Annotated in this window: 18 protein-coding genes and 1 tRNA gene; 8 read left to right on the plus strand and 11 right to left on the minus strand. The window is 63.9% G+C overall.

The features are described from left to right. Nucleotides 1-9: 9 nt before the first annotated feature. Nucleotides 10-1,431, minus strand: a complete 1,422-nt coding sequence (mgtE, locus tag I6F35_RS09935) for a magnesium transporter (RefSeq protein ID WP_225117459.1) — start codon at nucleotides 1,429-1,431, stop codon at nucleotides 10-12. A gap of 121 nt (nucleotides 1,432-1,552) precedes the next feature. On the opposite strand from mgtE, the gene I6F35_RS09940 reads away from it, so the two are divergent. Continuing rightward, entirely contained in the window at nucleotides 1,553-2,335 is a 783-nt protein-coding gene (locus I6F35_RS09940; protein ID WP_225117460.1) for a polysaccharide deacetylase family protein, read from the plus strand. Between the two features lie 97 nt (nucleotides 2,336-2,432). After that, nucleotides 2,433-3,737 carry a polysaccharide deacetylase family protein gene (locus tag I6F35_RS09945; protein ID WP_346283150.1) on the plus strand — a complete coding sequence of 435 codons (1,305 nt, stop codon included), beginning with the start codon at nucleotides 2,433-2,435 and terminating at the stop codon, nucleotides 3,735-3,737. A gap of 33 nt (nucleotides 3,738-3,770) precedes the next feature. On the opposite strand, the gene I6F35_RS09950 is transcribed toward I6F35_RS09945, so the two are convergent. After that, the gene (locus I6F35_RS09950) at nucleotides 3,771-4,145 is read right to left on the minus strand and encodes a hypothetical protein (protein ID WP_225117462.1); all 375 of its coding nucleotides are present in this window, start codon (nucleotides 4,143-4,145) and stop codon (nucleotides 3,771-3,773) included. 463 nt (nucleotides 4,146-4,608) lie between these two features. Between I6F35_RS09950 and I6F35_RS09955 the strand changes: the two genes are divergently transcribed. Next, a complete protein-coding gene (locus I6F35_RS09955) occupies nucleotides 4,609-4,956 on the plus strand; it encodes a hypothetical protein (protein WP_225117524.1) in 348 nt (115 codons plus the stop codon). A gap of 100 nt (nucleotides 4,957-5,056) precedes the next feature. Here I6F35_RS09955 and I6F35_RS09960 read toward each other — a convergent pair. Together I6F35_RS09960 and I6F35_RS09965 are read right to left on the minus strand one after the other, a co-directional pair. Beyond that, a tRNA-Leu gene (locus I6F35_RS09960) sits at nucleotides 5,057-5,141 on the minus strand. A 97-nt stretch (nucleotides 5,142-5,238) separates the two neighbouring features. Further along, complete coding sequence (locus tag I6F35_RS09965; RefSeq protein WP_066505938.1) at nucleotides 5,239-5,481, minus strand: FliM/FliN family flagellar motor switch protein; 243 nt, start codon at nucleotides 5,479-5,481, stop codon at nucleotides 5,239-5,241. Between the two features lie 60 nt (nucleotides 5,482-5,541). On the opposite strand from I6F35_RS09965, the gene lipB reads away from it, so the two are divergent. After that, the gene (gene lipB / locus I6F35_RS09970; protein WP_225117463.1) at nucleotides 5,542-6,288 is read left to right on the plus strand and encodes a lipoyl(octanoyl) transferase LipB; all 747 of its coding nucleotides are present in this window, start codon (nucleotides 5,542-5,544) and stop codon (nucleotides 6,286-6,288) included. Between the two features lie 22 nt (nucleotides 6,289-6,310). Here lipB and I6F35_RS09975 read toward each other — a convergent pair whose 3' ends face one another. From I6F35_RS09975 to I6F35_RS09990, 4 genes are all read right to left on the minus strand, one after another. Then, nucleotides 6,311-6,610 carry an acylphosphatase gene (locus I6F35_RS09975; protein ID WP_225117464.1) on the minus strand — a complete coding sequence of 100 codons (300 nt, stop codon included), beginning with the start codon at nucleotides 6,608-6,610 and terminating at the stop codon, nucleotides 6,311-6,313. After that, a complete protein-coding gene (locus I6F35_RS09980; RefSeq protein ID WP_225117465.1) occupies nucleotides 6,607-7,485 on the minus strand; it encodes an isocitrate lyase/PEP mutase family protein in 879 nt (292 codons plus the stop codon). Before I6F35_RS09980 ends, I6F35_RS09975 begins: the two co-directional genes overlap by 4 nt. An 18-nt stretch (nucleotides 7,486-7,503) precedes the next feature. Further along, entirely contained in the window at nucleotides 7,504-9,519 is a 2,016-nt protein-coding gene (locus I6F35_RS09985) for an acetyl/propionyl/methylcrotonyl-CoA carboxylase subunit alpha (protein ID WP_225117466.1), read from the minus strand. Between the two features lie 145 nt (nucleotides 9,520-9,664). Then, the gene (locus tag I6F35_RS09990) at nucleotides 9,665-9,874 is read right to left on the minus strand and encodes a hypothetical protein (RefSeq protein WP_225117467.1); all 210 of its coding nucleotides are present in this window, start codon (nucleotides 9,872-9,874) and stop codon (nucleotides 9,665-9,667) included. A gap of 176 nt (nucleotides 9,875-10,050) precedes the next feature. Between I6F35_RS09990 and I6F35_RS09995 the strand changes: the two genes are divergently transcribed. The 3 genes from I6F35_RS09995 to I6F35_RS10005 all read left to right on the plus strand — a co-directional run bounded on the left by I6F35_RS09995 (nucleotide 10,051) and on the right by I6F35_RS10005 (nucleotide 13,879). Continuing rightward, on the plus strand, nucleotides 10,051-10,812 hold the full coding sequence (locus I6F35_RS09995) for a thermonuclease family protein (RefSeq protein ID WP_225117468.1): 762 nt from the start codon (nucleotides 10,051-10,053) through the stop codon (nucleotides 10,810-10,812). Between the two features lie 71 nt (nucleotides 10,813-10,883). After that, entirely contained in the window at nucleotides 10,884-13,334 is a 2,451-nt protein-coding gene (locus I6F35_RS10000) for a PAS domain-containing protein (RefSeq protein WP_225117469.1), read from the plus strand. Nucleotides 13,335-13,408: 74 nt separating this feature from the next. Then, complete coding sequence (locus tag I6F35_RS10005; RefSeq protein WP_225117470.1) at nucleotides 13,409-13,879, plus strand: DUF6496 domain-containing protein; 471 nt, start codon at nucleotides 13,409-13,411, stop codon at nucleotides 13,877-13,879. A gap of 15 nt (nucleotides 13,880-13,894) precedes the next feature. Here I6F35_RS10005 and I6F35_RS10010 read toward each other — a convergent pair whose 3' ends face one another. The 3 genes from I6F35_RS10010 to I6F35_RS10020 form a co-directional block, all read right to left on the minus strand. Then, nucleotides 13,895-14,341: a PPC domain-containing DNA-binding protein gene (locus I6F35_RS10010; RefSeq protein WP_225117471.1), complete on the minus strand. Its 447-nt coding sequence runs from the start codon at nucleotides 14,339-14,341 to the stop codon at nucleotides 13,895-13,897. 16 nt (nucleotides 14,342-14,357) lie between these two features. After that, on the minus strand, nucleotides 14,358-14,918 hold the full coding sequence (locus I6F35_RS10015; RefSeq protein WP_225117472.1) for a type 1 glutamine amidotransferase domain-containing protein: 561 nt from the start codon (nucleotides 14,916-14,918) through the stop codon (nucleotides 14,358-14,360). A gap of 104 nt (nucleotides 14,919-15,022) precedes the next feature. Continuing rightward, complete coding sequence (locus I6F35_RS10020; protein WP_225117473.1) at nucleotides 15,023-16,099, minus strand: flavodoxin family protein; 1,077 nt, start codon at nucleotides 16,097-16,099, stop codon at nucleotides 15,023-15,025. On the opposite strand from I6F35_RS10020, the gene I6F35_RS10025 reads away from it, so the two are divergent. Next, nucleotides 16,077-17,105 (plus strand): DUF6328 family protein, encoded by a 1,029-nt coding sequence (locus I6F35_RS10025; protein WP_225117474.1) that lies wholly within the window; start codon nucleotides 16,077-16,079, stop codon nucleotides 17,103-17,105. The two genes, I6F35_RS10020 and I6F35_RS10025, sit on opposite strands and share 23 nt — an antisense overlap. Nucleotides 17,106-17,113: the final 8 nt, after the last annotated feature.

A 17,113-nucleotide genomic window follows, 5' to 3' on the forward strand; every position in this document is an offset into this window, starting at 1 on the left:
AGCAGGGTGCTAATTCAGTCCGAACCACAAAGTGGCGATGCCGAGAAAGCAGAAGAAGCCGACCACATCCGTGATGGTGGTAACGAAGGTGCCGGACGCCACGGCCGGATCGGCGCGCACCCGCTCCAGCACCATCGGGATCAAGATCCCGCCGAGCGCACCGGCAACCAGATTGCAGACGATGGCGAGCCCGATCACGACGCCGAGGCCCGGGATCTTGAACCAGGCCACCGCGGCGATCCCGGTGATGACGGCAAAGGCAACACCGTTGACGAGGCCGACCATAACCTCGCGCAGGATCACGCGAACGGCGTTGTAGGATCCGAGCTCGCGGGTCGCCAGCGCGCGCACCGCAACCGTCATGGTCTGGGTCGCGGCATTGCCGCCCTGGCTCGCGACGATCGGTGCCAGCACCGCAAGCGCCACCATCTTCTCGAGCTGGCCTTCAAACAGGCCCAGCACAGAGGATGCCAAAAAAGCGGTGGCGAGATTGATCAGCAGCCAGTTGAAGCGTCCCCGCGCAATCGTCCAGACATTGTCCGACAACTCTTCGTGACTGGTGACACCACCGAGCGCTTTCAGGTCTTCGTCGGCTTCCTCCTCGATGACGTCGACGACGTCGTCGATGGTGATGACGCCGACCAGCCGATCCGTGGTGTCGACCACGGGAGCGGCCACCAGATTGTACTTGCCGAACATCCGCGCGACCTCTTCCTGGTCTTCCAGGGCCGAGACGCGGCGGCGATCTTCGTCGATCAGCTCAGTGAGCGGCACCGGACGGCGCGAACGCAGCAATACATCCAGCGGCACCGCACCCAGCCAGTGCCTGTCGGCGTCGACCACGTAGATCTCGTAGAACCGGTGCGGCAGATCGGGCGCGTCGCGCATGTAGTCGATGGTCTGACCCACCGTCCAATCCGGCGGCACCGCGATGAACTCGGTCTGCATCCGCCGGCCGGCGGAGTTTTCCGGATACAGCAGGCTGCGCTCGAGCTCCGCGCGCTCGGACGGCGGAAGCCTTTCGAGGATCTGTTCCTTGTCCTCCTCGTCGAGACCTTCGAGAAGCTCGATCGCGTCATCGGACGCCAGTTCGCGGACGCCTTCGGCGACGGTCTCCGGCTCGAGCTCTTCGAGGATTTCCTCGCGCACGGCATCGTCGACCTCGTTCAATGCCGAGAAGTCGAAGTCGGCGCCGGTGATCTCGACAAGGCTGACGCGGTCTTCCGGCGCGAGCGCCGCGATGAGATCGCCGAGATCCGCCTCGTGCAGTTCCGCTACGACCTCACAGAGGAACGGCCGGTCGGCCGCGTGGATCGCGCCCGTGATCTCCTCGACGAATTCGTGGCGGAGTTGCCCCTCCTCGTCCCGCATCGACAGCCGATCGAGGATGGACACTTCGGCGGGATGGGCAGCGTCGATATTCTCGGCCATGCCGCGCCTCACCGTTTGACAGAGGGAAGGAACTCGTCTGAGTTATCACCGCACGCATTACCCAATCGGTTGCATCCCGCGCAATGCCAAATGTCGCCGACCGCGAAGAACAGGTGTGCTTATGAGAACGTTCGGTGCAGCCATTCTTGCCTTGCTCGCGTGGACCGACGCAGCGCAGGCCGCCGTCGAATGTCCGCGCAAGGATGCGCTCGGAACGTCGCGTGTCCTGACCGTCGATCCCGCGGCCTATCCGCGCATCGGCACCAAGAGCTTTCCGGGCACATTACCCCTACAGGATCACGAGGTGGTGTTGACGTTCGACGACGGGCCATGGCCGGCAACCGACCGGAAGATTCTCGCGGCACTCGCCCATGAATGCGTGCGCGCCACCTTCTTCATGATCGGAAAGCCGGCCTCCGAACATGCGGAGCTGGTCCGCCAGATCGCGGCGCTCGGCCACACCGTCGCCCATCACACCTGGACGCATCATAACCTCAAATACATGAAGCCGGACGACGCCATTGGCGAGATCGACAAAGGCATCGCCGCAGTCGAAACCGCGCTGCATGGGCGGGCGACCACGACGCCGAGCACACCGTTCTTCCGCTTTCCCTATTTCGAGATGTCGCCGGAGACGCTCGCCAACCTGGAGAAGCGCGGCATCGCAGTCTTCGGCGCCGACCTCTGGGCCAGCGACTGGAACAAGATGACGCCGCAGGAGGAGCTGAAGATCCTGACCGAGCGCCTGAACGCCGCCGGACGGGGCATCATCCTGCTGCACGATCCCAAGACACATACAGCGGCGATGCTTCCGGCCTTCTTGCGCTATCTGCGCGAGCACAATTACCGGATTGTGCATATCGTGCCGCCGGGTCAAAAAACCGTGTCGGATCAGACACATTGAACCAAACAATGGCTATGGGTTACAAACCATTAACGCGGCATTCATGACGCCGTGGGTAGGGATTTGGCGTCGGACCAGAGAATGCAGCCGGGGTGTCATGATCGCTAGCGTTGGCGCGGGATTTTGGAAGGGGTCATGGACCGCCCTCTCCCTGGTGGTTTTGATCTGCGCAAGCAGCCAGTCCGCGGCCGCCGCCGATTGTCCCGGCCATCCCGACGCGCTCGGCACCTCGCGCACGCTGGTGGTCGATCCCCGCGAGCATGCCAGGATCGGCACCATGCAATATGCCGAGACCCTGCCGCTCGACGATCACGAAGTGGTGCTGACATTTGATGACGGCCCGCTGCCGAAATACAGCAACCAGGTGCTGGACATTCTTGCCAGCCAGTGCGTGAAGGCGACCTTCTTCATCATCGGCCGACAGGCCAATGCCAATCCGCAAGGTGTCCGCAAGCTCATCGCCGCCGGCCACACCGTCGGCACCCATAGCCAGAATCATCCGCTCACCTTCAACAAGATGTCGATCGAGCAGGCCAGGCAGGAGGTCGATGCCGGCATCGCCTCCACCGTGGCCGCCCTTGGCGATGCGAGCAAGCTTGCGCCCTTCTTCCGCATTCCGGGGCTGCTGCGCGCCGCAGCCGTCGAGGATTATCTGGCGTCGCGGGGAATCCAGGCCTGGAGCGCCGACTTCCCCGCCGATGATTGGCGCCATATCCCTCCTTCGCGCGTCTACGATCTCGCGATCCAGCGCCTGGAAGCCAAGGGCAAAGGCATCCTGCTGCTGCACGATATCCAGCCGCGCACGGTGGCCGCGCTGCCGAGGATCCTGCAGGAGTTGAAGGCGCGCGGCTATCGCATCGTCCATGTGGTGCCGGCGACGCCGGAGCGGCCGGCCACGCCGACCGACCCGGTGCAGTGGCTGTTGCACCCACCGACCGAGACCGTGGCGAGTGTGCGCTGGCCGAAGATTCCGAATTTCGTGTTCGCCCAGGCGCAGACACTGCCCGTCCCGGGACTGTCGAATCTGGATTGGCGCGATCCAGGCCTGTTCGATCGACTGCGCCGCCCGCGGGCCGCTCTCGTCGCGCAAACGGCATGGCCGGGACCATTGCGCGTCTCCGAGAACAGCCGCCCGGCGCTGCCCGTTCCGGCCTCCTCCGTCTTCAGGATGCCTGAGGGCGTCCGCGTGACGTTGCTGGCATCGCGTTCGCCTGCCAACCGGCCGGACCACGCCGCAAATGCGATCGGGCCGATTTCCGCACGAGCCCGCACCGTCGGTGCGCCCCAGGCAGCGCATTCCCGGCATGCCGCGCATCAGAATCCGCAAGCGGGCCACGCGGGCCGTGGCGCGCCCAAGCATGCCGTGCAGGCGAAGCCGGCGGTTCACGTGGCAAAGCGCTGAAGAACACGGCGCGGAGATTGCCGCGCCGTGCGCTCAGTTCGTCACGATCTTGGCGATGCAGAGCAGGATGACGAGCGCCAGGAACAGCAGATCGATATAGGACTTGATCTCGCCGGCATGACGCAGCTCGGTGACGGCGCCGACGATCTGCTTGCGTGAGGCCGCCGAACTCGGCCCCTCGACCACGGCCATCCCGAGCCGACGCGCCTCCCCTTCCAGGCGTTCGATCCGCTGAAAGAAATAGAACGAGCGCAAGGCCGACGCCGCATGCATTGCGGCATAGATCAGCACCAGGAACGCGACGATCGCGCGGTGCTGGTATTTTTCCATGAAGTTGAGGCTGAAATAGACCAGCGCCAGAAACACGAAGTTGGAAACGAAGCGATAGACGTAGCTGAGCAGGATCATCCTGTTCCCCGGATTTCCGAATCGGGCGCGCGATCGGTGAGCGATGGCGCTCATCGGTCCGGAATCGCCGGCCCGCGAGCTTGCACACCTTTAGCGTACGCGAATGGTGTTACGGAAAGGCATCCACCGGCCTCGAGGCGGAAAATTTGCCACCGCGCCACTGTGGGCTGCTCGTTGCGATGGTCACTGACCCCCTCTTGGCCATCACTCCGGCGCCGCTTGCCATTGTCCGAGCCGGGTTCGGAATTGCCATTGCCGCCGCCAAAGCCGATGACTTCGCCTATGATGACCGGGGGGCCATACCGTCCTGTTTCGGAGCAGCCGTTTGCTGTGACGCCCCCCGCAGTATTGCTGGCAGACGTCAATGCGCCGACATTCGGCGTTTTCGTGGATACGCCTAGCGAGCAGAATATGCCGGAACAACTGATACAGTGGTGATCAACGGATCCCGATCTTGAAGCTGATGACCGAACATAATCCGATCGACGAGATTTCAGAGATCGAAGCGCGGATCGAGGAGCTTGCCGAGGTCGCCGAGCGATGCCGAAAGATTATTCTGTTCTCCAAGGCGGCAATCGCCGGCGGCGTCGCATTGCTGCTCGTTACGATGCTCGGCCTGTTCGGGCCCAATCAGGTCGCGGCCCTCGGATCGATCGCCGCGGTGCTGGGCGGAATCGTATCGCTCGGATCGAATGTCAGTACGTTGCAACAGACGAAAGCCGCCATAACCGCCGCGGAGGCGCTTCGTTCGGATCTAATCAGCAGGATCGATCTTCGAGTGGTCGGCGATAGCCCAATGAGACTGGTTTGACGTGCCGCGTGCAGGCATACGGCGAGAGTGCGCAAAGATCGACCAGGCACTTCAGGCAATTTCTGAAATGAATGTCTTATGTTCCAATGAGTTATGCGTTTGGTGCGCTCGGAGGGACTCGAACCCCCACGGTGTTACCCACTGCCACCTCAAGGCAGCGCGTCTACCAATTCCGCCACGAGCGCTGGGATGCGGAGGGAACCCTTGGGGCCGCCGCCGGATCGACGGCGCGGGATGTAACAAATCGGAAGGTGGGGGACAAGCCGGTAAGTAGCCAATTAACTACCTAACATCAGGCGATTTTGGCAGCATTTGCTTGACCTCGACGGCGATCCGGTTGCGGTCGACCAGCACCACGCCGCTGGCGACCGGCAGGTTGTTGGCGAGGATCTTGACCTCGTCGGCCTCCGTGGCATCCAGTTCGATAATGGCGCCGCGGGAAAGCCGCATGACCTGGTGGATGGGCATCGTGGTGGTGCCGAGCACCACCATCAGATCGACACTGACTTTATCGAGGGTAGCCACTTTTGAACCGCCAAACCGAGACTAGATTGTGGTTCCACCTGACCACGTCATGGTTAGCCAATGGTTAACATCCGCCAGGACCTTGATTTGACGACTTTCGCGCACCCATCCGGCGGCGCTGCGGCGGAATGGCGGATTTCGGACGCCCCGGTGCCCTACCCCGACGCAGTCTCCGAGATGGAATCGCGCGTCGCCGACATCGCAGCCGGAAACGCGCCCGAACTGGTCTGGCTGCTGGAGCATCCCCCGCTCTACACATCCGGCACCAGCGGCAAGACCGGCGACCTCCTGGAGGCGCGATTCCCGATATTCCAGACCGGGCGCGGCGGTCAGATCACCTATCACGGCCCCGGCCAGCGGGTGGCCTACGTGATGCTGGACCTGAAGCGGCGCCGGCCGGACGTACGCGCCTATGTCGCGTCGCTGGAGCAGTGGATCATCCACACTCTTGCCGCCTTCAACGTCCGCGGCGAGCGCCGCGAGGATCGCGTCGGCGTCTGGGTCAAGCGACCCGACAAGGGAGCCGGCTTCGAAGACAAGATCGCGGCGATCGGGGTGCGGCTGAAGCGCTGGGTGTCGTTCCACGGCATCGCGATCAATGTCGAGCCGGATCTTTCGCATTTCTCCGCGATCGTGCCCTGCGGCGTGGTCGACCCGCGCTACGGCGTCACCTCCCTGGTCGACCTCGGCCTGCCGGTGACGCTGCCGGACGTCGACGTCGCGCTTCGGCAGGCGTTTGCGGATGTGTTTGGCGAAACCATCGCGACCCCGGCGCCGCGCGCGCAAGCCGCCAATGTCGTGAGCTGACGGACAGGCGCCGGCGCCCGGCCTACACGGTCGGCAGCACGGAAAATCGATCCCCTGCCTCTCGCAGGTTGAGCCAGTCCGGAGCGCCTGCATCGTTGTCGACGGCATCGACGCGCGCCGCGCTCGGCCCACGTCGGCACGCATCGATCATTTCCGATATGACGGCCTCGGGTCCGGCAAACACCGCCTCGACGCTGCCATCCCGGCGGTTGCGCACCCAGCCCTCGAGCTGGCGCAGGCGCGCCTGGTGCTCGACCCAGGCACGATAGCCGACACCCTGCACACGCCCACGGATCACGACGTGCCGGATCGCGTCGGTCATTTCTTCAATCCGAGGAATTCGGCTACCCTTGCCCTCACGTCGGCGTCACGCATCAGTCGGGCGGTAACCTCCGCTGGTGGAAGTCCCTTCAGCTCCCTGGGTTTCACGCCTTCGCGCAGCGCCTTCAGGGTGTCGTATATTGCCTGCGTGGCGGCCGCGAACGGTGCATGCCCCTGCAGCGCGATCTTGACGCGATGGCTTGCGAGAAACGCCGCATCGTCGAGCTCACCCTGGGTGTTGCCGAGCACCAGCGGAAGCGTTGTCACCGCCGCGATCGCCTCAAGCTCCCGCCGCGTCGTCAAACCCGTGAAGAACAGCGCATCGACGCCGGTCGCGTCGTAGGCCTTGGCCCGCGCCAGACAATCGTCAAATTCCGACGCCTGGGCACCACCGCCTCGCGTTCCGGTGCGGCCCATGATCACCAGGCTCGGATCGCTGCGGCCGTCGAGCGCCGCCTTCATCTTGCCGACGCCCTCCTCGAGCGGGATCAGTTGCGGGCCCGCGACGCCGAACGCCTGCGGCAACAGCGTATCCTCGATGGTGAGGCCGGCAGCGCCCGCTACCTCGAGCTCCTGTATCGTGCGGCGGACGTTGAGCGCGTTGCCATACCCGTGGTCGGCATCGACCAGCACCGGCAAGGTCGAAGCGCGCGACATCCGCCGCGTCTGCTCGGCAAGCTCGGTGAGCGTGATCAGGGCAATGTCGGGATCGCCGAGGATGGCAAGCGACGCCACCGAACCGCCGAACATGCCGAGTTCGAAGCCGAGATCTTCGGCAATACGGACCGAGATCGGATCGTATACCGATCCGGCGCGAACGCAGGTCGATCCGGCAAGGATCGCACGCAAGGCTTGGCGGCGCGTTGCGAAAGCCATTGCGGCCTCCTTTTTTTCTTACGCGAATTCCAGGATCAGCGCGTCCACGGCCAGCGTCGCGCCGGGGGCGGCGTGGATCTTCTTCACCGTGCCGTCACGCTCGGCACGCAGCACGTTCTGCATCTTCATGGCCTCCACGACCGCAAGGGTCTCGCCGGCCTTGACCTCCTGCCCTTCACTGACCGCGATCGACACCACGAGCCCCGGCATCGGACACAGCAGCTTCTTGCCGGTATCGGCCGCCGACACCACCGGCATCAGACGCGCCGACGTCGCTTCCGCTTCGGTGAAGACGTAAATCGGAACCTCAAATCCCTGATGCGCGAGGCGGAAGCCGTTGTTGATCGCGCGCACCTGCAGCGCCACCAACTGGCCGTCGATCGTGCCCTGCCAGACCGGCTCGCCCGGCACCCAGCTTGATATCAGGTTATGCGGGTTGCCCGGCAGGCCGTCGGCACCGACAAAGCGCACCGCAATGGCATCGCCCTCGCGCGCGATGTCGAGCGCGATCTCCTCGCGGTCGAGCCATACCGCGCGGCGCCGCTCGCGCTGGACGACGCGGCCACCCATTTGGCCCGAGATCTGCCGCTTGCGCTCGCCGAGCACGTGATCGATCGCCGCGGCGACAGCCGCCAGCCGTCGCGCGATCTCGCCCTCCGGCGGCCGCGCCGAAAATCCCTTCGGATATTCCTCCGCGATGAAGCCGGTGGAGAGCTTGCCTTCGCGCCAGCGCGGATGGTTCATCAGCGCCGACAGGAACGGAATGTTGTGCCTGATGCCGTCGACATAGAAGGCATCGAGCGCGGTCGACTGCGCTTCGATCGCCGCGGCCCGCGACGGCGCGTGCGTGATCAGCTTGGCGATCATCGGATCGTAATGGATCGAGATCTCGCCGCCCTCCTGCACGCCGGTATCGTTGCGGACGGTGACGCCGTCCTGGCTCTTCTCGGCCGGCGGACGATATTTCACCAGGCGCCCAATCGAAGGCAGGAAATTGCGGAACGGATCTTCGGCATAGACGCGCGATTCCACCGCCCATCCGGTCAGCGTCACGTCCTTCTGCGCAAGGCTGAGCTTCTCGCCGGCGGCCACGCGGATCATCTGCTCGACGAGATCGATGCCGGTGACGAGCTCGGTGACGGGATGCTCGACCTGCAGGCGCGTGTTCATCTCCAGGAAGTAGAAGCTCTTGTCCTGGCCCGCGACGAACTCGACGGTGCCGGCCGAGTCGTAGTTCACGGCCTTGGCGAGCGCGACCGCCTGCTCGCCCATCTTGCGGCGCGTGGTCTCGTCGAGCAGCGGCGACGGCGCCTCCTCGATGACCTTCTGGTTGCGGCGCTGGATCGAGCATTCGCGCTCGCCGAGATAGATCACATTACCATGCTTGTCCCCGAGCACCTGGATCTCGATGTGGCGGGGATCGACGATGAACTTCTCGATGAACACGCGATCGTCACCGAACGACGATTTCGCTTCGGCCTTCGCGAGATTGAACCCTTCCGCGACTTCCGCTTTCGAATGCGCGATCCGCATTCCCTTGCCGCCGCCGCCGGCGGAGGCCTTGATCATCACGGGATAGCCGATCTCCTCGGCGATCCCAACGGCATGCTTGTCGTCCTCGATGACGCCGAGATGGCCGGGAACGGTGGAGACCTTTGCCTTCGCGGCCGCCTTCTTGGATTCGATCTTGTCGCCCATCGCGGCGATGGCACCGGGGTTGGGACCGATGAAGACGATGCCGGCTTCCTCCAGCGCACGCGGAAACGCCTCGCGTTCGGACAGGAAGCCATAGCCGGGATGAACGGCCTCGGCGCCGGTCTTGCGGCAGGCATCGATGATCCTGTCGATCAACAGATAGCTCTCCGCCGCCGCCGGCGGACCGATCAGCACGGCCTCATCAGCCATCTCGACGTGCAGCGCATCGCGGTCGGCCTCAGAGTAGACGGCTACCGTCTCGATTCCCATCCGACGTGCAGTCTTGATGATCCGGCAAGCGATCTCGCCGCGATTTGCGATCAGGATTCGTTTGAACATGTTCTTCTTGCTTGAGCGTTTAGGCAGGATCCTCGCCCGCGATATGGCACGGGCGGCGAGCGTCTCAATTGACGTGGTACAGGAAAACTCAGGAGAGGCAACGGTCTATATCGAGGCGGCGGGCTTGCTCCAGCGCCCGACGCCGTCAACCCGAATAGGTATTAAATCTACCACGCGCATGGGCGCGAGAGACGGCCTTCATCAGCTCGCTTATCTCGTTTTCCAGATAATCATTGGCCACGATCAGCGCGCGGATCGTTGCCCGCATATCACCGCCGCAGGCCGCGATCGCCTCGTCCACGGCAGTCTCCAGGCCGTCGATATCCTCGGTGCTGGCACTGGGAAGGGAGGACATCTGGCGATTTCCGGGATGCGGGACGGGCATTAATGTTCTCTTTTTGTTCTCTCATGTCAACCCACGGATCGGTCGCTACCGACCGGTTCCAACGGCTTTTTTCCAACGCGGAATAGCTTCGCGGGCGCTTCGTGCTAGAAGGCTCTCCCCCGCACGCCATCCCATCGATATAGACCATGTCATTACGCACATTGATCGCAGGGCTGATCCTGATCGCCCTTCCCGCGAGCCAAGCGCTCGCCGCCAACGCCACCGTCAAGGACGGCAGTACGCTTCAGCTCGGCAACACGACCTACCGGCTCGATGGCATCGACGTGCCACCTGTCGACCAATTGTGCATCGACGAGCACGCCGAGAGCTGGACCTGCGGCATCGAGGCCCGTGACCAGCTGGCGAGGCTGATCGGCGACCGTCAGGTCCGCTGCGACGATCTCGGCCCTGACCTGACCTACAAGAAACGGCGTCTCGGCGTGTGCAAGATCGAAGGCGATCCGACCAGCCTCAGCGAGCTGATGGTCCAGCAGGGCTTTGCCCTCAACGTCGAAGCTTCGGCCACCGGCCGCTTCAAGCCCGACGAGGCGCGCGCCAAGGAAGACCGCCGGGGGCTGTGGAAGGGCTGCTTCGTCGCGCCGCAGGAGTTCCGCCGCGGCAAGCAGGATGGCGCGCTGCTCGGAGGATCATGCCCCGCCGATCGCGATCGCGCGATCCGCGACGTGATCTTCCCCGACGATCTCCCGATGCCCGCAAGCTGTAACATCAAGGGCAAGTTCGCCGTGCGTGCCCGGGTCACCGGCGACATCGGCATCTATCATTTGCAGGCATGCCGCAGTTACCCTGGATTAACCAAGCCCGACCGCTGGTTCTGCTCCGAGGATGACGCGCAGGCCGCGGGATTCCGCAGGGCCTATAATTGCCGGCCCGGCAGCAAGGCCAAATGACTGTTGGCAAGCCCTCTTCCGTTGTGTGAGACTACGCGAAGAGGTCGCCCGCCCCGATGCCGTCAGACCCTATGAACGTCCTTCCCGAGACGCTCGCCGCTGAACGGCTGCGCCAGCATCTGGAAGAGATTGCGCGCGAACGCGACCGCGCGCATCGCGCATTGCAGGAGCGCGAGGCGGACCTGGCGCGCATCCAGCGAATGGTCCGGGTCGGCGGGTTGGAAATCGATTTCCGCGACGGCGCCAAGACCCGCCGCTCCCCTGAATATCTCCTCGTTCACGGGCTGCCCCCCGACGCCATCAACGAGACCTACGAAGACTGGGTCGATCGCATCCACCCCGAGGATCGCGAGCGCACGATCAAACACCTGTTCGGGGTCCTGAAGAGCAACGGCGAAGATTATTCGGCAGAGTACCGCATCATCCGGCCAAGCGACGGCGACATCCGATGGATCCGCGTCGTCGCCAAGATCGAGCGCGACCGCAACGGCCGCGCGCACCGCATGGTCGGCGCCGATCTCGATGTCACCGATCAAGTGCTGGCGCAGGCTACTTTGCGCGAAAGCGAGGAGCGCTTTCGCCTGATCGCCGACAGCGCGCCGGTTCCGATCTGGGTGACGAAACTCGATCGCACCCGCTCCTTCGCCAACCAGGCCTATGTCGATTTCCTTGGCCTTCCCTATGAAGAAGCCATCAAGTTCGACTGGCGCAAGCGACTGCATCCTGACGACATGTCTCGTATCGTTCAGGAATCGATCGCGGGCGAAGCCTCGCTGAAACCATTCGTGCTGGAGGCACGCTACCGGCGCGCCGACGGCGAATGGCGCTGGCTGAGGTCGGAGTCGCAACCGCGCTGGGATCCGAACGGCAACCATATCGGGTTCATCGGGGTCGCCCACGACATCACCGCGGCCAAGCAGGCCGAGATCGAGCTGCGCCGGCTGAACGAGACACTGGAGTTGCGCATCTCCGAGCGCACCGCGCAGCTCGAAGCCAGTGAAGCGCAAATGCGCGCAATCTTCGAGACCAGCCACCAATATCAGGTGCTGCTCAATCAGCGCGGCGAAGTGCTCCATGCCAACCGGACGGCACTGAACGGCATCCGCGCCGAGGCCCGCGATGTCGTTGGCAAACGGTTCTGGGAAACGCCATGGTTCGCCGCGACCGACGGCGCACCAAACCTGGTTCGCAACACGTTTATGGCCGTCATGACGGGCGAGGACGCCAAGACCGAGCTGATGCTCCGGCTTCCGACCGGCGAGCGCTATTTCGATTTCGCGATGCGGCCACTCCGTGACCAGCACGGCACCGTGATCGGCGCCGTGCCGGAAGCCATCGACATCACCGAACGCCGCCAGGGCGAAGAAGCCCTGCGGCAATCGCAGAAGATGGAAGCTGTCGGCCAGCTCACCGGCGGCGTGGCGCACGACTTCAACAATCTCCTGACCATCATCCGCTCCGCGACCGACTTCCTGCGCCGCCGCGACCTGCCCGAGGAGCGTCGCCATCGTTACATCGACGCGATCTCCGAAACGGTCGAGCGCGCGTCCAAGCTGACCGCGCAGCTACTGGCGTTCGCCCGCCGCCAGCCGCTGAAGCCGCAGGTCTTCAACGTCGGCGCGCAGGTCGACAGCGTGACCCAGCTTATCCGGCCACTGGTCGGCGCGGGCATCCAGATCGACGTCGAGATCGAGGATCCCGATTGCTTTGCGATCGCGGACATTGCCCAATTCGAGACCGCACTGATCAACCTCGCGGTGAACGGCCGCGACGCCATGGATGGCGAAGGCCGCCTCGCGATCATGGTGCGGAAGGTGCAGGGCATCCCTGCCCTGCGTGCCCAGCCGACGCGCCGCGGCGACTTTGTCGCGATCACCATGACCGACACCGGTACCGGCATCGCGCCCGATCATCTGCAATCGATCTTCGAGCCGTTCTTCACCACCAAGGAGGTCGGCAAGGGAACCGGGCTCGGCCTGAGCCAGGCATTTGGCTTCGCCAAGCAATCCGATGGCGATATCGAGGTCGTGAGCACGCTCGGACGCGGCGCGACCTTCACGATCTATCTGCCGCAGGCAGCACGCCCGGCCGATGCAGCGTCGGCCGCCGCCATTGCCAGCGAACCCGCAACCATGGGCCGCGGCTACCGCGTCCTCGTCGTGGAGGACAATGACGAGGTTGGCCAGTTCTCCACCGAGCTCTTGGAAGATCTCGGATACTCGGTCAAACGCGTGGCGAATGCCAATGCGGCGCTTGCTCTGTTGTCGGAAGACGAGTTTTCCGCCGATCTCGTATTCTCCGACGTCATCATGCCTGGCATGAACGGCGTGGAGCTCGCCAGCGTGATCCGCGACCGCTATCCCGGCCTGCCTGTAGTGCTGACCAGCGGATACAGCAACGTGCTCGCCGAAAACGCGCATCGTGGATTCGAGCTGATCCAGAAACCCTATTCGGTCGAGTCGCTGTCGCGCATTTTGCGGAAAGCGATTGCGGATCGCGGGGCGATCAGCTCGACCGCCTGAACCTCAACTCCGTCACCCTATTGGAACCACATCCCTCATCGGCGGTTCTTGCCGGAGAAACGGAGGATAACACGATGGCAACTTCATCACGTCAACGACGAGTCACCGGCAGGGTGATGCACGAGTTCAAGCATGGCGAGCTGAAGAGCGGACGTGGCGGCCGCGCGGGCAAGGTCAAGAACCGGCGGCAGGCGATCGCCATCGCGCTGCAGGAAGCCGGCGCCTCAAAATACCAGAGCGGACGCCGCAACCGCCGTAACCTGCGCCGCACCGAGCGGAAGGAAGCCCAAGGCCGCACCGCCCAGCAGGAGCGCGAGGGCAAGTCGCGCGTCGGCGCTTCCCGCAAACGCGAAAGCACCCGCGCGATGGGCGGCCGCAATGCCCGCAAGCCCACCGCCCGCGGGCGCAAGGCCGCAATCTCCCGAGCCCGCAAGCGCGACGGGCATACGCGGCAGGAGCTTTACGCCCGGGCGCAGCGGCGCGGCATCGAAGGCCGCTCGAAAATGACCAAGCAGCAACTGGAGAACGCGCTCGGCATCCGCTGAGCGCGTTTTCTTCCGCTATTGGCCGGAAATATCGATGAGGGCGATACCGATATCTGCCCTTTTCTTCCGACGTAACCTTGCCGGCGTCTCCGTCAGCACCACCTCGAGGGTCGGCCGCACCACGCCGGCGAGCAGGTGGCCGCCGCGCGTGGAGCCGTCCGACAGCCCGAGCACGATGTGAACGTGCAGGCTGGCCTTGCCGTCATCGCCGATCGCGACGTCGCCGATCGCGCTCAACACCTCGCATTGCTCGTTGACCTCGATCTTCCGGTAGGATTTCGAACCGAAATCGAACCAGCCGACGGTCGCCCTCTCGAACGCCCCGATTGCGGTCAGCGACGCCGCCGAAATCTCGGCCGCATCGGCAAACTTTGTCAGCGCCGCGAACGCTTCGTCGCCGGTGTCGAGGATGATGACATGGACCTGCGCACCCGGCTCGTCGGAGATCAATTTGCTTCGCATCGGCTGGTTCGCTTCGTCAGGCTGCGCTGCGTTGGGCGTGGCGGCCTTCCTTCACCTCCTCGATGATCTTGGCACTGAAAGCCTCGAGATCGCCGGGATTGCGGGACGTGATCACGCCCTGATCGGTCACCACCTGGGAATCCTCCCACTTGGCGCCGGCATTCATCACGTCGGTCTTGATCGACTTGTACGAGGTCATCCGCCGCCCTTTGGCGATCCCGGTTTCGATCAGAAGCCAGGGCGCGTGGCAGACCGCCGCGACGACCTTCTTGGCGTCAAATATGTCCTTGATGAACTTCAGCGCCTTCGGCTCGGCCCGCAGCAGGTCCGGATTGATCTGTCCGCCCGGCAGCACGATCGCGTCGTAGTCGGAGGCGGAAACCTGGTCGAGCGTCTTGTCGACCTTCACCGGCCTCCCCCAATCTTTCAGGTCCCAGCCCTTGATCTCGCCCGCGGCCGGCGAAACCACGTCGACGGTCGCGCCGGCCTTCTTGAGCCGATCGCGCGGCACTTCCAGTTCCGACTGCTCGAAGCCGTGGGTGGCGAGGATTGCGATCTTCTTGCCTTTCAAGTCCATTGGAAACTCCGTTCGCAAATGCATGGGAGATGCCGACCAATCGGCAACGCCGGACATCGTTCCCGTACACCGCCGAATTGATCCACCCTCGCCAGGAACCCATGCTATTTCGGCTTCGGCTCGACCAGCCCCGCTGCCGGATTCCGCAGCTTGCCCTCACGCGCGAGCTTCACGGCGTTGCCAAGCGTTCGCGCGACATTCAAGGTCTCCTCCTGGAACGCCCTGTCCTCATCGAGCGACCGATGCGAGGTCGCGTAAGGCTCCATGTAGCCGATATACCCGTCGAGTTCGCCCGCTCGACCCGCCGAGATCAGCTCCATATCCGTCAGCCAATCCGACAGCGACCGCCGCATCGTTTCCGCGCCAACGGAGTCGCCGTGCACGACGAGGCCGAAATAGCGGCCGGCGAGATGCCGAGGATAAGGCCAACCCTTCAACTCGAGCGCCTTGGCTTCATCGGCATGCTTGCCATGGGTGGAGGTCGGATCGGGATTGCAGCCATCGGCGCAGACCATCCGATCCATCATCGCCTTCAGCCCGGTCGGCGCGTGATACCAGTTCACCGGCGACACGATCAGGATGCCATGCGCGGCCACCCACAGGGGATAGATCTCGTTCATCCAGTCGTCGGTCTGGCCGAGGGCATAGTTCGGATAACAACTGCAGGGCCAGTGGCAGAGCGCCGGCGATGTGGAGAGACAGGACTTGCAGGGATGGATCTGCTTGCCGAACTCGGACGCCAGCCGCGAGAGGTCGAGGATGTCGACGGCAAGTCCCATTTCGATGAAGACAGCCTCGGCGAGCTTGACCAATCGCCAGCTCTTGGACATTTCGCCGGGACAGGTGTGCTCGCTGCGGGAGGAGCCGTTGATGATCAGGATGCGGGGCGTCTCCGCCGCATCGTCATGGCGCCGCTGGGCCGCCAAGATCGCGTCGCGCGCGGCGAGCCAATCCACCGCCAGTTCGTATTCCGGATCGGCGAAGCCCGGCCCCGCCTTGCGCGTCAGCGGCGCCTTGCGGGAATGGCTGTAGGCATCCCATGCCGCATCGATGATGGCGTCGACTTCCCGCTGCAGCGGCTTGAAGGCGGGATCGACGAAACGGCTGCGGTAGCGTCGCGCGAACTCCTCGCGCGGCAATTTGACGGGCGGCATCCCCTTGCGGACGTCCGGCGCCGTCATGTCGCACCCCTCTCGGAACTGTGAACGTAAGATGACATGTCGCGTTAACAACGTGACGCCCGCGAAGAGAGTTCCGGCCCCAAGAGGAGCGCCGCCACCGATGTCCGAGAAGCTGGATCGCAAGGTCAAGACGGCGCTCGACGAAACGCGCCTGCTCGTCCTCGGCATCCAGGTCCTGCTCGGCTTTCAATTCCAGGCCTTCTTCCAGACCGGCTTTCCGGCGCTCTCCTCCGCGTCGAAAACGCTGTGCGCCATCGGGCTTGCGCTGCAGATGCTGTCGCTGGGGCTGCTGATCGCTCCGTCGATGGAACACCGTCTCGTCGAGCAGGGTTCTTCATCCAAGCGCCTGGTCCGCGCGACGTCCTTCTATACGACCGCCGGGCTGGTTCCTTTCTCTTTAAGCCTTGGTCTCGCCGCCTACGTCGTGATTGAAGGACATTTCGGTTGGCTCGCGGGAGTCACAAGCGGACTCGCGCTAATATTCGCATCAAGTTTTGCATGGTTCGGAGTGGAGATGTTTCACCGGGAGAAACCGCCGATGCCCGATTCAGAAGGAACGACTCCGCTCACGACAAAGGTCGAGCAAGTGCTGACCGAGGCACGCGTCATCATCCCCGGCGCGCAGGCCCTGTTCGGCTTTCAATTCATCGCCATGCTGACCACCGGCTTCGAGGAAATGCCGCAGACGGCAAAGATCGTGCACGCCGTCGCGCTCGGCCTCGTCGCCATGAACGTCATCCTGCTGATGACGCCGGCTGCCCTGCACCGGCTTTCCTATGGCGGCGCGGATTCGGAGAGCTTTCTGCGCGCTGCTTCCGCGCTGGTAACAGCAGCGCCATTGTTTCTCGCTGCCGGCATCGCCGCGGAGAGCTACGTCGTGCTCGGCAGGATCACGAGCAGCACACTCGCCGCCACTTACGCAGCGGCGAGTTTTCTTTTCCTGATCGGATTCTGGTACGCCCTGCCGCTGACCGTGCGATGGGCGGATACTTACCGCAAGCCGTGACGCCGCGA

This window comes from Bradyrhizobium sp. BRP22 (genome assembly GCF_020194175.1).
In the GTDB taxonomy this organism is placed as follows: domain Bacteria; phylum Pseudomonadota; class Alphaproteobacteria; order Rhizobiales; family Xanthobacteraceae; genus Bradyrhizobium.